Origin of the sequence: Nostoc sp. (assembly GCF_036917615.1) — a bacterium.
Taxonomy (GTDB): domain Bacteria; phylum Cyanobacteriota; class Cyanobacteriia; order Cyanobacteriales; family Nostocaceae; genus Nostoc.
In genome coordinates this window covers 18,678-34,419 of the sequence record NZ_JBALCZ010000045.1, presented here as the reverse complement: position 1 = coordinate 34,419, position 15,742 = coordinate 18,678, and the positions used below count along the sequence as shown (strand labels likewise).

The 15,742-nt window shown below is 40.2% G+C and carries 17 protein-coding genes; 8 read left to right on the top strand and 9 right to left on the bottom strand.

Going from position 1 to position 15,742, the window contains the following annotated elements; genetic code table 11:
* Positions 1-151 precede the first annotated feature (151 nt).
* From crtO to V7K85_RS15215, 3 genes are all read right to left on the bottom strand, one after another.
* Positions 152-1,846, bottom strand: coding sequence for a beta-carotene ketolase CrtO (gene crtO / locus V7K85_RS15225; protein ID WP_334814476.1), 1,695 nt, complete (start codon positions 1,844-1,846; stop codon positions 152-154).
* A 105-nt stretch (positions 1,847-1,951) separates the two neighbouring features.
* Positions 1,952-2,710, bottom strand: a complete 759-nt coding sequence (locus tag V7K85_RS15220; protein ID WP_334814475.1) for an LmeA family phospholipid-binding protein — start codon at positions 2,708-2,710, stop codon at positions 1,952-1,954.
* Between the two features lie 392 nt (positions 2,711-3,102).
* Positions 3,103-4,485, bottom strand: coding sequence for a cytochrome P450 (locus tag V7K85_RS15215; protein ID WP_334814474.1), 1,383 nt, complete (start codon positions 4,483-4,485; stop codon positions 3,103-3,105).
* Positions 4,486-4,670: 185 nt separating this feature from the next.
* Here V7K85_RS15215 and V7K85_RS15210 point away from each other — a divergent pair, with 185 nt between their 5' ends.
* Positions 4,671-6,884 (top strand): phosphoketolase, encoded by a 2,214-nt coding sequence (locus V7K85_RS15210; RefSeq protein ID WP_334814473.1) that lies wholly within the window; start codon positions 4,671-4,673, stop codon positions 6,882-6,884.
* A gap of 718 nt (positions 6,885-7,602) precedes the next feature.
* Here the strand turns inward: V7K85_RS15210 and V7K85_RS15205 are convergent.
* Together V7K85_RS15205 and V7K85_RS15200 are read right to left on the bottom strand one after the other, a co-directional pair.
* A complete protein-coding gene (locus V7K85_RS15205) occupies positions 7,603-7,749 on the bottom strand; it encodes a DUF2281 domain-containing protein (RefSeq protein WP_334814472.1) in 147 nt (48 codons plus the stop codon).
* A gap of 102 nt (positions 7,750-7,851) precedes the next feature.
* The gene (locus V7K85_RS15200) at positions 7,852-8,049 is read right to left on the bottom strand and encodes a DUF4926 domain-containing protein (RefSeq protein ID WP_334814471.1); all 198 of its coding nucleotides are present in this window, start codon (positions 8,047-8,049) and stop codon (positions 7,852-7,854) included.
* A 64-nt stretch (positions 8,050-8,113) separates the two neighbouring features.
* Between V7K85_RS15200 and V7K85_RS15195 the strand changes: the two genes are divergently transcribed.
* From V7K85_RS15195 to V7K85_RS15175, 5 genes are all read left to right on the top strand, one after another.
* Positions 8,114-8,473 (top strand): CopG family transcriptional regulator, encoded by a 360-nt coding sequence (locus V7K85_RS15195; RefSeq protein WP_334814470.1) that lies wholly within the window; start codon positions 8,114-8,116, stop codon positions 8,471-8,473.
* Positions 8,470-8,871: a type II toxin-antitoxin system VapC family toxin gene (locus V7K85_RS15190; protein WP_334814469.1), complete on the top strand. Its 402-nt coding sequence runs from the start codon at positions 8,470-8,472 to the stop codon at positions 8,869-8,871. The genes V7K85_RS15195 and V7K85_RS15190 overlap by 4 nt, the downstream gene beginning before the upstream one ends.
* Before the next feature lie 20 nt (positions 8,872-8,891).
* Positions 8,892-9,119: a DNA-binding protein gene (locus tag V7K85_RS15185; RefSeq protein ID WP_334814468.1), complete on the top strand. Its 228-nt coding sequence runs from the start codon at positions 8,892-8,894 to the stop codon at positions 9,117-9,119.
* 5 nt (positions 9,120-9,124) lie between these two features.
* Entirely contained in the window at positions 9,125-9,376 is a 252-nt protein-coding gene (locus tag V7K85_RS15180) for a hypothetical protein (protein WP_334814467.1), read from the top strand.
* A gap of 959 nt (positions 9,377-10,335) precedes the next feature.
* Positions 10,336-11,055, top strand: a complete 720-nt coding sequence (locus tag V7K85_RS15175; protein ID WP_334814466.1) for a hypothetical protein — start codon at positions 10,336-10,338, stop codon at positions 11,053-11,055.
* Positions 11,056-11,064: 9 nt separating this feature from the next.
* Here the strand turns inward: V7K85_RS15175 and V7K85_RS15170 are convergent, their stop codons facing one another.
* A complete protein-coding gene (locus V7K85_RS15170) occupies positions 11,065-11,283 on the bottom strand; it encodes a hypothetical protein (protein WP_334814465.1) in 219 nt (72 codons plus the stop codon).
* On the opposite strand from V7K85_RS15170, the gene V7K85_RS15165 reads away from it, so the two are divergent.
* Positions 11,258-12,025 (top strand): DUF1350 family protein, encoded by a 768-nt coding sequence (locus tag V7K85_RS15165; RefSeq protein ID WP_334814464.1) that lies wholly within the window; start codon positions 11,258-11,260, stop codon positions 12,023-12,025. The two genes, V7K85_RS15170 and V7K85_RS15165, sit on opposite strands and share 26 nt — an antisense overlap.
* Positions 12,026-12,178: 153 nt before the next feature.
* Entirely contained in the window at positions 12,179-13,327 is a 1,149-nt protein-coding gene (locus tag V7K85_RS15160; RefSeq protein WP_334814463.1) for a PP2C family protein-serine/threonine phosphatase, read from the top strand.
* Here the strand turns inward: V7K85_RS15160 and V7K85_RS15155 are convergent.
* The 3 genes from V7K85_RS15155 to V7K85_RS15145 all read right to left on the bottom strand — a co-directional run bounded on the left by V7K85_RS15155 (position 13,316) and on the right by V7K85_RS15145 (position 15,740).
* The gene (locus tag V7K85_RS15155; protein WP_334814462.1) at positions 13,316-13,642 is read right to left on the bottom strand and encodes an STAS domain-containing protein; all 327 of its coding nucleotides are present in this window, start codon (positions 13,640-13,642) and stop codon (positions 13,316-13,318) included. The two genes, V7K85_RS15160 and V7K85_RS15155, sit on opposite strands and share 12 nt — an antisense overlap.
* 712 nt (positions 13,643-14,354) lie before the next feature.
* A complete protein-coding gene (gene grpE, locus V7K85_RS15150; RefSeq protein WP_442940589.1) occupies positions 14,355-15,053 on the bottom strand; it encodes a nucleotide exchange factor GrpE in 699 nt (232 codons plus the stop codon).
* A gap of 195 nt (positions 15,054-15,248) precedes the next feature.
* Complete coding sequence (locus V7K85_RS15145) at positions 15,249-15,740, bottom strand: Dps family protein (RefSeq protein ID WP_334814461.1); 492 nt, start codon at positions 15,738-15,740, stop codon at positions 15,249-15,251.
* Positions 15,741-15,742 lie beyond the last annotated feature (2 nt).

The following is a 15,742-nucleotide window of genomic DNA, read 5'->3' as shown; positions in this document are numbered from 1 at the left end:
AAAAAACTCTCCGTGTCCCCGCGTCAGTCCTAATGATAAGTGTTCAAGCGGAATTGATATAATCCTTTCGGATCTTTGTGAACCCAAAATAATATTTTCAGCACAAAGATACAAAGACAAAAATAGATAATGGGCTTTATTTTTGCAATGCCTAACTAATCCCAAAGACTGACTCGACAGTTGACTTAATCGAATCTCTTGCATCCTTCAAAGTTTGACTAATAGGATGCTTTGCCTGTAAAAATGCGCGGGCACAATTGCGTCCCGGCATTCCCGAAATCGAACCGCCTGGATGAGTTCCTGCACCAGTCAAAAATAGATTATCAATTGGCGTTTTGTAGTTCGCTATTTCTGGCAACGGACGGAAAAATACCATCTGATCTAGGGTCATGTCAACATGGTAATAATTCCCTTTGTACGCACCTAATCTTTCTCCTAGTTCTGCTGGACTTTCTACACGACGGGCGATAGTTGCATTCTTGACATTTGGTGCATAGTCTGCCAACTTATCAATCACCCTATCTGCAACTTTGTTTTTCAATTCATCTGTCCAACCTGTACCTTTCAAACCAGTGCCTTCTGCACCCGCAATTTGATAAGGGGCAAAAAACTCAATCCATACGGTGTGCTTACCTGGTGGTGCTAATGTAGGGTCTAAATAGCTAGGCATTACCAAATACATTGATGGGTCAGCATCAGGAATTTCTCCCAAGGTACATTTGCTATGAGCCTGTTCTACATGAGCCACAGAATCTGCAATCAAGATAGAACCGACGAGATATTCATCTTTGTGGGCGTGGTATGGAAAGTGGAGTGGTTCGTCTAGAGCCAAATCTATCTTGAGGATAGTTTCGTTGTTGTTAACGATGCGGCGTTCTAATCTTTCCCATAAATTTGGGTCGGCTCCATCAACTTCGCTTTTATCAGTCATTTGCAAAAATAACCGCTTGGCATCAATATTAGAAATAACCCCGTGTTTCGCGCGATATTCTTTACCACCAGCAACCCGCACACCTACAGCTTTTCCATCATCAATTAAAACTTTTTCAACATGCTGATCTGTGAGAATAACGCCACCTTTACTTGTGACTAAATTCACCAAAGCTTGCACAAGTGCGCCAGTTCCGCCGCGAGGTCTTGCCATTCCAGGATTGTGACGCATTGCCATCATAATTGCACCAATAGCAAGGGTTTTTTGTGATGGTGGCGCACCAAGTTCTGCTGCTAATCTGGCTAGTGGCGCTTTCAGAAATTCCTCATCAAACCACTCGTTAAGTAAATCCTCAGCGCTGGTCAACATTGTGCGAATAAAGTCCAGCGTTTTGTTAGGGGAACCAATCACAGAAAATAAATCTTTCAGTTTGGTGATGTCGTAGTTACCAAGGATATCTATAACTGACTTTGGCGGTGCATTAAACATGGGAATCATCGCACCGAGCGATCGCTGCCAAAAGTCTACAAATTCAGCGTATTTTTTGGCATCACGTTCACTGTAACGAGCAATTTCTGCACAAGTCTTTTCCACTGACTTATGTGCTAAGAAATACTTGCCATCAGGATGAGGACAGAAAACAACTGGATCGCAATCCAGATAATGCAAGCCGTATTTTTCTAGTTCTAATTCTTCAACAACTGGCCCCAAGTGAATAAATTCATGGTCAATAGCACACAAGTTAAATTTAAATCCCGGAGCTTCTTGGGGTAAACATTCTTCAGTTGTTGCTGCACCACCGATAACAGAACGCTTTTCTAGTAACAGGACGCTATAACCAGCTTTCAGCAAATAAGCTGCACAAACTAGCCCATTGTGCCCAGCACCGATCAGCACAACATCATACTCTTGCATAGTTGTCACTTTTAATTTAAGTAGCTTTTAAAAGCTTACAAAACTTTTCAAAAATTTACATCATTCCCTAGTTACAAAAATTGTCCTTAACTAGTGTCAATACTACTAAAGAGATAGTTCAGTTATTGATGAGGGTATTTGCTTCACTTGAGTTTCTACCAGAAGTGTCAAACTACCCTTTTCTACTTTTATATCCTTAATCTTGAACGCCATATCTTCCCATTTCAAAGATGGTAGATTCATCAGTTCTTTGACTTTCTGCATTAATGCTGTAACTAATTCTATTGAAACACCGTCTCCCTCAGTGCAGTTAAAACTCTCCAGCATTGCGGGTTGTGAATTAGTCCGTGGGCGAAGCAGGGCAGTGTAAGCTAAAGGACGAGTATTTCCCTTTTCCTTTAATAACAATCTTCCTCTACATTCAATTTTGCCTTCACCAGGTAAAAATACTTGAATTTTTTGCGGCTTAAAACTCACAATCTCGCCATCTACATCAAAATCAAAGTTTTGCATCTGGCTGCTAACATAGTCTGATGCCAAAGTACGGTTCATATCCACTTCTGTGAGGACAATCCGAGCAATGGCATTTACAGCCTCATTGAGTTCTATTTGACCAAAAAGAGCGCTGAAGGGATTAATGGCAATACTATCTGTTTGCAGTTTTATTTCCTGTATGCGAATGTCTTCTTTAATCACTAATCCAATACCTGCAACGGAAACTCCATCCGCCTGTCCCTGAACTATTTTCAATAAATCGGTTTGTACATCTATTTCTATTTTTTCTGCTTCATCTAGCTTTTCGGATATTCTTTTTTCAGCTTCCTGGGATAGAAATTTTTCTTCCAACCGATTATCGTCAGGCATGAACTATTAATCTCATAAATGTCCTCTTCCTATTTACTGTAAAGGCTACTTCTGAAGAGGGAATCTATATTGGGGTATATGTTAATTTGAAAGATTACAGAGATTCGTAATTTCTCAACAGGACTGCGATCGTTAAGCACCAATTATAACGCTTTTAATTAATTATGAATTAGTTTGAAAATATGTCTAAATATATATAGCGTTTCTCATTTGTATGCAATAGAACTTGATCGCACTTCCATTCCTCTCTTTTAGAAAATAGAGGCTTTGAATCTTACTCCTCTTCTCTTGTAGGGAAGGGGTTAGGGGTTAGGTCTCTATTGGACTTAACTGAGAAACGCTATACATGGGAGTTTAAAATTTGCTAAACGCAACCATCAACTGCCAGAGTATTAAACAGTGGTTCTCTGTAGGATGGGAGATTTCACCTGACGTTGACCAGTGACAACCATCTGGATAGGACGATCTGGTCCTGTCACCAAACCACGGCGCTTAGGTCGCACTTCCCCATTGTCAACTAATTCTAATTCAAAGCTGGAAAGGATTTTGGCAAGTGCTAGCTTCATTTCCAACTGGGCAAATACTAGACCAATACAACGTCTTGCACCAGCGCCAAAGGGCAAATATTCATAGGCAGAAAATTGCCGTTCTAAAAAGCGTTCTGGCTTAAACTGCTTAGGTTCTGGGTAAATATCTTCCCTCTGATGGGTCAAATAAATGGAACCAAGTAGGACTGTACCCGGTTCTAGTTCGTAACCACCCAACGATATCGGTGTTCTTACTCTCCTTGGAAAAGTTAGCATAGCTACTGGGTAAATCCGCAATGTCTCGGAGCAAACAGCGTTGAGATAAGGTAACTTGAAAATGATGCTGGGATCTGGGTCATCGCCCAAGCTATCTAATTCTTGCAGTAGCTTTTGGCGCACTGATGGTATTTTGTGAATCCAGTAGAATGCCCATGCTAAGGCTGTCGCTGTGGTTTCATGACCGGCAGCTAACAGAGTCATCAATTCATCGCGCAACTCTTGCTCAGTCATGGGTTGACCTGCTTCATCTCTAGCAGCCATGAGTAAGCTAAGAATATCCGTGCGTGATGAATCTGGTTGTTCTCGACGTTCCCGAATTTCCTCGTAGATGAGTTGGTCAGCTTCCTGCTGACGGCGGATATGTTTTCCCCAGAAGTTAATCGCACCAAAATCCCTTTGCAAAGCGGGGAAATAAAGCAAAGCCACAAGTAACCGAGAACTAGCCTTTTCTAAAAACTCACCCAAAAATTGCTGTAGTTTTTCGGCGCGAGTCCCTTCATGTAGACCAAACACAGCTTGCATAATCACCCGCAGGGTAATGGCTTGAGTAACAGACCGAATGTTGAAGGGTTTGCCTATTTGGTATTGGCTGATAACTTTCTGGGTGACATCGGTAATCACCTGGCTATAGTTTCGCATTCTTTCGCCGTGAAAGGGAGGCATTAACAACTGGCGTTGGCGCTGGTGTTCTGCGCCGCTGAGAGTAAATACAGAATACTTCCCCACCAAAGATTCAAACACCTGATTCAAATCACCAGGCGCTTCCAATGCCTTGGTATCATTTGTCAAAATTTGCTGTAACGCTTGGGGGTTGCTGACCATCACCCAAGGAGGAAGATTTTTGCCTAACCTGATAGTAAAAATATCGCCATAACTTTTGGCACAAGCCTCCATAAATGACATCGGATTCCTAATCCAGCGCACCATCTGTACAAGGGGTGGGATTTGCGGCCCATTTGGTAATTTCATAAATTTTTTTGCTACTTAATATTTTTTACTACTTAAACTAACTGAAATTTTGTTGCGTAACCATTTAAAGTACTTATTCTAACGTTGGAAAAAACCAATAAACTGTTACAACCTCAAAGATGTAAAATTTTTGTTAAATTCAACGAGCATCTACAGTTTAATCTCATCGTCATAAGGTACTCAGCATGACCGCAATCACCCCAAAGGCATCTTCAGCGCTTCCCGATTTTTTTGAAGGTATTCAATATTTTGGTGAAGCGTTACCAAATTTTGAAACTCATGGTGCAACACCTGCTATAGAATCGGGCAAAGTAGCGATCGCAGATCCCACAGACAAAGCAGCTGTATATCAAACTTTACTGGCTGCTGATGCCCTCCGCTACCTGATTTTGCAAGTTACCGCTAGTAAAGCCTCTGGGCATCCAGGCGGATTCGCCAGCCAAGCAGAAGTTTACGCATCTCTTGTCATGCTGGGATACAAGAACATTCTCACTGAAGTCGGACACCACGCCCCCGGATTTTATAGTGCCATGTTCTTGGATCGTTCGCTAGAGGACATGGGAATTTTTACAGTCCAACAATTGCGCGATCGCTTCCGAGAAAAGCACGGACTTTTAGGACACCTTTCTGGTTTCATTCCCGGTATTCTTGCACCTGCGGGGCCTTTGGGACAAGGACAACACTTTGCAATGGCGGCTGCACTGTTGCACAAAGATAAGTTATTTCCCTTTACAGTTGGTGATGGTGGATTGGGTGAGCCTTATATTGTAAGTGCGATCGCACATTTCCATACTGCTTATCCTGCTGTCACCAACTTCTTGCCGGTGTTGGTGTGGAACGGTTACAGCCAAGAACATCACAGTATGGTTTCCCTTAAAACCAATGAACAGATGCAGGCATATTGGCAAGGTAACGGTTTTGATGAAGTCATATTAGTTAATGCCAAAGACTTCGACGATCAAAACCAACCAGGGGATTACGTTGATAGTACTGCTTTTTCTTTTGAAAAGCGCCTAGAATTCACTCAAGCAGTGCTTTCGGGTGTGGATAAAGCAGCGCGATCGGCACTGGGCGGTAAACTTACTGTATTTATAATTAAACAACTCAAAGGTGCAGGAGTCCACGCGCGCGGGGCAAAATCTCACAACCTCTATCCCAAAGATACGCTAAATGCTCCCCATATTATCAGTGCATTGCAAAGCCGTGCTTTGTCTGCGGAAGCTTGGCAATTAGTACGCACAAATGCAGAACGCGCAGGCGGTGGCCCAGCAGCGAAAACTGTGGTGACAGAATTTGAATTTCCATTACCAGAATTAGGCGAATTACCTTTAGAAGAATATGCAGTTGGAGGTGAACCCAAAGTTTCCACAACAGCGATGGGACGATTGGTAGGAATAGTTGGAAATAAAGATCAGAATTTCCTCGTCACCAACGCCGACGGTAATGAAGCATCTGGAATTGCCAACATCAACCAAGCATTAAAAATAATCCACCCCACAACCGACGATTTATATTACCAAGCACCAAATGGACAAGTTTATGAACCATTGAGTGAAGATGCTTGTGCCGGTTTAGCTGCGGGTTTGGCGTTAATGGGTGCGAGAACTTTGTGGTGTTCTTACGAATCTTTTGCCATCAACGGATTACCAATTTGGCAAACTGTAACCCAATCAATGGCAGAATTACGCCGTAAAACTCCCTCAACTATTACTTTATTCACAGCTGGCGCATTAGAGCAAGGGCGTAACGGTTGGACTCACCAACGTCCAGAAATTGAAGCTTACTTTGCTTCGTTGATGCGAAATGGCAATGTTTTCCCCTTATTTCCCCCCGATGCTAATAGTATTCAAGTCTGTTATGACTGGGCATTGAAAAGTAAAAATAAAGGAATTGTAATTACTGCAAGTAAATCGCCATTGCAAATTCGCACCACTTTTGAACAAACTCGTCAAGGGTTGCGCGATGGTGCAGTGCTGTTACATGAAGTCGCTGGTGATAAGCAAGTTGTATTTGCTGTGATTGGCGATATGACATTAATGCCAGTATTTGAAGCTGCTGCTTTCTTGGAAACTGAAGGTATTGGTGCCAAGATAGTTTCTGTGATTAATCCTCGGCAATTGTACCGTAGCCATGATACCGCTTGGGATACCTGTTCTGAACCTGAAGGCGGCTTCTTAGATGATGCCAAATTTGCCGAATTGTTTGATGCTGATGCGCTAATTGGTGTAACTGGTGGCGCTGCGGCGATGCTAGAACCAATTTTGTTACGGAGTACAGTCAAGCGCGACACCTTTGCTTGGAAACGTGGGGAAACTACAGCCAGTGCTGGAGAGTTGATGGCGTTTAATGGATTGACTGCTGAAGCGTTAACGAAACGTGCGATCGCATTAGTGCATTAAAGCTGGAATTGTTTCTCCTATTATCGCATTTATACGGATATAAACGCTGAAAAATTGCGTTGATAACCGTATATTTGCGTTTTTTATTTAAGATAACTTTTAGTGCATTGAGATTAGCAGATAAGAAAAATGCAGTGATATTGGCTGAAATTGGTTGATAATAAGAGCTATATGAGATGGAAGCTAGATTTTTGACTTCAAAACCTGATTTATGAGTTCTGAAGTTAGTTTATAATTTCAAAACTCGATTTAGAAGTTCAAAACTCGATTTAAAAGTTCAAAACTCGATTTATAAGTTCAAAACTTGATTTGGAAGTTCAAAACTCGATTTAGAAGTTCAAAACTTAGTTTAGAAGTTCAAAACTTGATTTGGAAGTTCAAAACTCGATTTATAAGTCCAAAACTTGATTTGGAAGCAAATGTGACACATTCGGTTGCAAGCGTGAGGAAACTACGTCAGTACTACTGAGTTGATGGCGTTTAATAGATTGACTGTGGAGGCTTGACGAAAGGTGCGATCGGGTTAGTGCATTAAGGATTTTCAAACCGCAGATGTACGCAGTTAAACGTGGATAATTTGGCGTTTGATTGCGTAGATTTGCGGTTTTTATTAGATAGCTTTTGATGTTTCTATAAAGTATGATTAAAAATATATATCTTTTATTTATGGGTGTCTGATTTTGCTAGAAAATATCAAAATATTTGAATTACCATCAGTTTATTTGTTTGACAAAGATCGTCCTCCTAATTGTGCAGCTATCTTTTGCATTTTCGCAAGTAAAAATTCTACAAAATCTAACGCCTCTTGTTGCTTATCAGGAGGTAATATTCTTACCTTGTCTATAATAATTTCTTCAATGTTCATTTTCTCTAGCCTCTGGTATCTACTAATATATTTTAAAATTTAAAATATTATTTGGTTGTATGCCTTGATAAATTATAAATTCATCAGCCGCGATCGCGCAATTTATCTTCTACCAATCGGGCGCACTTGTATACTATGAAGTGAAACAATTGCCACAGTTTTCCTATCAAGTGTGACAAATTCAACCTCGTATCCTTTACCACCCTGATGTACTAAAACAACTGTACCTATATCACCCTCTTCTAAACTATATTCTGGGATATCACTAGTCAGAATAACCCGATCAAGTTCTTGAATCATCGCTGTCAATCTTACAGCCTCAACCAACTATAATGTACTTAAGATTTTACACAAGGATGGAACCATGACTAACACTCAAAAGATGGTTCGCTTAAACTTAGATTTGTCACCTGAACTTAATCAGATACTAGACGAACTAGCAAAGAAAATAGGCACAAGCAAAAGTGATGTTTTGCGTCAGGCTATAACCTTGATGCAAATCATGGTTATAGCTAAAGAGGAAACCAAAAAATTAGGAGTTTCAGAAGCAAATCAATTGATAGTGAATGAAATCATTCTCTCATCTGAGCAGCAGTCAAAACCACATCCACTAGACACGTTTATGGAAAGGCTTGGCCCTTGGGAAGATGAACGTACTGCTGAGGAAATAGTCAAAGATATTTATGATAGCCGTACTATTTCTAACAATGACATTAGTCTATGACTTATTTACTTGATACCGATACTTGCATTTATTGGATTAAAGATATTAATTTAGTCAGAACTAAAGTTAGAGAAATAGGATGGAAGCAAATTTGTATTTGCAGTATCACGGTTGCTGAGTTGTATTTTGGTGCTTATAACTCTCAACGAGTAGTGGAAAATTTAACTCGTGCAGAAGACTTTATTCAAAACTTACCCGTTGTACCTTTAACTGAGCCTGCTCTCAAAAAGTATGGTGAATTAAAGGCAGAACTCCGTAAAATAGGACAAACAGTTGCTGAGTTTGATTTACTAATTGCTAGTGTTGCAGTTGCAGAAAATTACACGTTAGTAACAAACAATACTCGTCACTACAGCCGGATTTCTAATTTACAGTTGGAAAACTGGATTTCACCTTAAAAATATTAAATAAAATAGAAATGACTGCACAAGGAAAAAATCAACGAATTAAAATAAATTTAGATTTATCGCCAGAAGTTTATGAGACACTAAACAATCTGGCACAACAGATTAATGGAGATAATGCTGAGGTACTTCTAAAAGCGATCGCTCTCCTAGAAATAGCCGTTGAAGCCAAGCAAAAAGGCAAGCATATTTGGATTGCAAATGATAACCAAAATCTGGAAACTGAAATTATTGGTATCTAAACAGCATGACAGATAGAACAGATTTATCAAAATTAATTGCCAGCAAAGGCGATAATCCACTAATTATCTCAACTATAAACTTGCAGTCGCAAGAAGACGTAGAACTTCAGCGAAAACTACGAGAACTCAAGTTTAAACAGGAACTAAGAAAAGATTGGATTTTATTTATTGTCAGGGATGTAGTAATTTTTCCTGCCGCCATCCTTTTTATTTTTGCTGTCAGTGGTTACTCCCTATTTACTCAGATTCATAGGTAACTTATCTGGCTACAGTTTTTAATCAACCGCAGAGGCGTAGAGTAAACAGCCGTCGATCGCACTCATGATTATTGCGATTTATATTGCCACTTTATTTCTGTTCCGTATGGCTTTCCGTATTTGGCGGCATCCAGGGTTATTTCTCTACATGGCTGGGATTACAATAATTGCGTAGGCGTAGCCAGCCTTAGGCATCGCTTTTGCGCTGGCGTTAGATACTGAAAATCTTCAGATCCAAGCAAGCTCTTGTTGATGCCTGCGCCCACACGGTACTATTGGATAACAAAGTTACACATGAGGAAGCAAATTTACTAAGAGGTTGTTTGAAAAGTGTTTACCTGTAGACTTTAGGCACTTTTAGATCCCCCCTAACCCACGCCAGTCGCTCCACTTGGGGAGACCCCAAGACCGCGCTGGCTCCCCTTAAAAAAGGGGGTAACCGGAATCAAAGTCTCCCAATTAATCGGGGGATTTAGAGGGATCTAAAACTTTTGATACCGAAAAGAGAACTTTTCAAACATCCTCTAAGAGCGATCGCTATGCCGCCAGACTGTCCCATCCCCCCATTTTTAAATTCTCAATGTGGCGTTTCAAAACAGAAACAATCTTCTCCAAAGCTAACTTAATGTAACGAGTGCGACGCGATTATTTATAACTAAACAAAAAAATTCCGCAAAAACGGACTTTTCCATTATTGTTTCTTGTAGTTGCAAATGGCTGTTTCCCAGGATAATAACCTGTTGCATTTTCATTGCATTTCCAGGCAATTGATTTATTTTTGTTCTCGTTCCACTTATAGTATAAATAGTTATCTTGGCAGAGTATCATATTGTACAAAAATTCTTGACATTGCTTATAAGTGTTAACTTGCCTAAAAAAGTTTAGACAAAATGCCAGCATTCCAGAAATTTGATTGCTATATTAGATTAAATAACTATTCTGGCAAGGGTTAGAAAGCTGTGCGGGATGATTTACAGGGCTTGGAAATTAGTCAGGAGGAACTGCAAAAGCTGACGAATTTGCCTGTCAATGAAGAACTTTTAATCATTACAAATCCTCTGAAAATCTTAGCAAAAATATATATCCAAAAACTTCAAAGCTCTGAAGGGGCAACTGTAGTTTTTATTGGATTTTCTACATTTGTTTTTATCTATATTTTATTTAATATTATTATTAAGTTTTTTGTAGCGTGGATAACAATTCCCTCTTGGATATTGTTAATTATTTTAGGTCTTTGGATTGGTGGTCTTACCCAAACTATCTTATATTTAATCTGGAAAACTAGAAATAAACTTGTCAAAAGCAATATGACAAATTCTCTACAAACTCTGTTAAATGAAGTTAATAGATATAATACTGTTATGAAAGTAATAGATATCAATGACCAAATAGAAGAAGCTGGTAATCCAGAAGTAGTTATAAAGGAAAGAGAAGGTGTGATCGAAGCGCTTAAACTCACCAAAGCTGATTTAGTTCGCGCTTTGAAGACAGAAAGGATTTTGAGGGAGAATAAGAGCTTTATCCTTAGTAATACAGAACTATTCGTCAACAATTTAGCAACTTTAACAGCCATGCAAGTAAATGAACAGGCTACTGAGCATGGAAGGTTACTCAATGAAGCATTACAGATTGCATTAGATGTGCAATACGAAATGAAAAAATTACAGACTAAGCGTTAAAACCAATACTCAGGGTGAACGTGCGTAAAAAAAGTGAGTTGGAGAACGTGTAGATGCTCTCGATAAGTCTATAGATGCTGCTGGGTGGGTTGGCTGACAATCTACTCGCCAGACATCCTCAATGGCTTTTTCCATAATCCTTCCCACGGTTACGATCCCCGGTCTAACATAAAGAATATTCGTAAAGCGATCGCTCATCAGCATGGACTGGAAAGAAGTCAGAGGCAACTGGGTAATCATTCCCCGAAATCCCATAGGTATCGTTCATTTTTTAGGAGGTGCATTTGTCGCCACTGCACCGCACATCACTTATCGCTGGTTACTCGAACAACTGGCAAGTAAAGGTTATGTTGTAATTGCTACGCCTTTCGTCAACACCTTGGATCATACTGCGATCGCAAAATCCGTGCTGCTAAACTTTGACCGCACCCTCGAACGCTTACATGACTCTGGGGCATTACGCAAGTTTTACTTTCCCATTTACGGCATTGGACACAGCATGGGCTGTAAACTTCACTTGCTGATTGGTAGCCTCTTTGAAGTAGAACGTGCAGGCAATATTTTCATATCCTTCAACAACTACGCTGCTAAAGAAGCTATCCCCCTAGTAGAACAGTTCAATTCTACTTTGAAAATCGAGTTTACCCCCTCACCGTTGGAAACTAACAAACTTGTTAAAGAGCGTTACAATATCCGGCGCAATTTACTAATAAAATTTAGTAATGACACAATTGATCAATCGGCAGCTTTAACCAAAATCTTACAAGAACGTTTTGATGAGATGGTGACAGCACAAACGTTACCAGGAAGTCATACAACACCTCTAGGTCAAGACATTAAATGGCAAACTGGAACATCTTTCACCCCCTTTGATGCCTTAGGGCAATGGTTTAAGCAAGAAGCATACCGCGATTTGAACCAGCTAAAAAATACCATCCTCTTATGGGTAAATCCTCTTGCACCCCCATAATATTTTATGACGTTAAAAAGTCATGAATTTGACGGAAAAATAGAAATTAGTTAGTAGTATTATACAGATATACTACTAACTATTTAGCCCCAATCATATTTTTATTTTCTCTTTTGACAGCAAGTTCTTAATGAGTGTTTCGTATAATTTTCTATGTTTCAAATACTAATAATTGATGACGATTATTTAATAAAAACACTTCTGAAAAGGATCTTGGAAAAACAGGGTTATGAGGTAGTTACTGCCAGTAGCGGCGAGGAAGGAATAGAAAAGGCACTGGCTTACCGTCCAGCACTAATTATTTGTGATTGGATCATGCCGGGGTTGACTGGTCTGGAAGTCTGCCACCGCATTAAGACAGACCCCAAATTTTACACCACATTCTTTATTTTATTAACATCCTTAGATTCCGTTGACGATTGCGTCAAAGGTCTAGATGCTGGTGCTGATGATTTTATCTCCAAACCTATCGAACACAATGAATTACAAGCACGGGTAAGAGCGGGATTACGCCTGCATCAGTTGAGTAGAGATTTGCAGGCTCAAAAGTTGCTTTTAGAATCAGAAATGTCAGAAGCCGCAGAATATGTGCGATCGCTGCTGCCTCTTTCCATGACTGAACCCTTCAATATAAATTTCCGATTCATTCCCTCACGGCAACTTGGCGGTGACTGTTTCGATTACTATTGGCTTGATGCTGATTATCTGGCAATTTACTTACTGGATACTGCCGGACATGGACTCAAAGCGACTCTTCCCTCTGTTTCAGTGCTGAATCTGCTGCGTTCCCGTGCGCTCAAAAGTCTGGATTATTATCAACCTAGTGATGTATTGAAGGCTTTGAATGATACCTTTCAGATGGATTATCAAAATGATAAATACTTTACGATTTGGTACGGAGTTTACAACCGAATCAACCGCCAGTTAATTTATGCTAGTGCAGGTCATCCACCAGCAGTTTTAGTAACTGGCACATCTCCAAGAAAGTCTGAAGTTAAACTCTTGAAAAGCCCCGGAATGCCAGTTGGGATGTTTCCAGAGGCAAAATATGTTGATGGGTTTTGCAATATTGAAAAGTTTAGTACCCTTTACATTTTTAGTGATGGCGCTTATGAAATCACTAAATCAGATGGTACACTTTGGAGTTTGGATGCTTTTATTCAGCTACTGGTTAGTTTACAACATCCTGTTGATTGCCAACTTGATCACGTGCTGAGTTATTTAATCGCTCTGAACTCCAAAGATGCTTTTGATGATGATTTATCTATTTTGCAAATTAATTTTGATGAATTAAGTATTTGAGACTAAAACCTGATGAAATGCGTCTTGGCTGGGGAATATTTCAAAGACTTTATCCATATTAGTCAGTTCAAATAATATCCTGACTTGCTCATTAATTGAGCAGAGAACAAGCTGAGTATCCGCTGCCCGCAAGGTTTTGAAAGCTAATACTAAAGCTCCTAAACCTGAACTGTCCATAAACGTTACATCTTGAAAATCAACTAACACAATTTTCGCACCATTTATTAAAATATCAGTAATATTTTGTCGAAATTCTTGTGAAGTTGTGGCGTTTAAATTTCCTCTGAGCTTAATAACTTTCACTTGTTCTATCATAATACCTCACTCTGATTGGTGTAAATGATGCTCTGTTTTCGTTAGTATATCCCAATCATAAACCATTTAAAAAATGCTTACCAGATTAAAAATAAGCAATTATTAAGCTTCAATGCTTTACAATTCATTCTGAATAAGGCAGTGTAAATTATCAAAGATTTATTTTCTTTAGATAAAGTAATTATTAACTTATAATTATAGTCTTACTGCTAAGAAGTCACTGAGTGCAAATAAGTATTATGATGATTGTGATCAGTGAAGGGTGAAAAGCAGTCGTATCAAGAAGATTAAGAGTAGCGATCGCTCCAATGACTTATTTGCTACGTGTTTGAAAAAACTGAATTATGGCATAGGAATGCGATCGCCCAAAATAATCGTCTAATAGAAAGTGCGATCACATGAAATAATCGGGTTATCGAGAGCGTGATCGCTTGACTTTTAAGACAGTCACTACTAAACCAACTCACTGTCCTAATGGAACTTAAACAGAGTTTAGAAAAAAGGCGAAAATAAAAAGTCAGCCAGTGACCTACGTCCGCTTAAACTCAACTGGAACCACATCTAAGGCTAGCCGATTTAGTTCGCTGAAAATCATCCCGTCCTCCACCTGCTAATTGACGCTCAAGTACGTATCGAGGATTGCGTCCTATATTCAGTATAAAAAAAAGGTAGAAAGCTTTGGGGGCGTTAGATGAAGGCGAAAATTTGCGTCCTAACTCTCTCTAAGAGGACTTACTTTAGCTCGATAAAGCAGTTTGTCGCCTTGAAGATACCCAGTGTAGCGCACCTTGACTATTTCACCTAGTTGTGCAGTTCCCTCCATCAATTGGTGCAACTGGGGGTCATAAGGTAATTCTGCTCCCACGGGTGCGATCGCTTCCACTCCCCACGCCTGTAAAAGCTTTTCTAGGGGTTTCTGCACCAACGGTACTATTTTGACTGCTGGTAGCTGTGGATTCTCTTGCGCTTTCTGTGCTGCTGTTGGCCATTGCAATAATAAAGACTCCAGCAGTTGCAAACTCGACTGCTGGAGTTCTTGTTGCAATACCTCTCGCTGCTGTTCTAATTGCAGCTGCGATCGCTGATACTCTTTTCTTAAATCTGCAATTTCTTCTAATAATTCCAGAGTAGGTGCTACTTTCTCTTGTAACAACTCTACGGTTGAAAAAGTTGCAATTAATTCATTCAATGGCATCTGTAGCACTGGCGACAGCTTGAGCAGCACATCTACCCGCATCTGCTCTAGCTTTCCTTGTCGTAACCGCAAAAGTTGACGCTCTGAAACGCCAGCAGCGCGACTCAGCGCTTTAAAACTAGAAATACCCACCTGTTGCATTAAATCTTGCAACTTTTGGGCATAGGGCATAGGGCATTGAGCACTTGTACTGAGCGTAGTCGAAGTATTGGGCATAGGGCACTTGTACTGAGCGAACGCAAGAGCGTCTCGTAGAGAAGCCGTAAAGCCTGCGGCATAGCTACGCTTAGGGCGCAGCCTCTCGTAGAGAAGTATTAGGCATTGGACATTGGGCATTAGGCATTGGGCATTGGCGATTAAGTTTTTTCTCTATCCCTTATCCCCTATTCCCTATGCCCTATTCCCTATTCCCTATTCTTCCAGTAAACTTCTCAACATCCAAGCTGTCTTTTCGTGTACTTGCATCCGCTGAGTCAATAAATCGGCGGTCGGTTCGTCGTTAACTTCCTCTACCACGGGAAAAATAGACCGTGCAGTTCTGACTACGGCTTCTTGTCCTTCCACAAGTTCGCGGATCATCTCCACAGCTTTAGGAACTCCGGGAGTTTCTGGAATCGAACTTAGTTTGGCATATTCGCTGTAGGTTCCTGGTGCGGGATAGCCAAGCGCTCTAATTCTCTCCGCAATTAAATCAACTGCTAAGGCTAATTCTGTATACTGAGTCTCAAACATCAAATGCAATGTTTGGAACATCGGCCCCGTTACATTCCAATGGAAGTTATGAGTTTTCAGATACAGTGTATAAGTGTCAGCCAACAGGCGAGATAAACCCTCGGCAATTTTAGCCCTACTCGGCTCGTCAATGCCGATATTTATATTTTTGACTGTTACTTTTGATGACATAA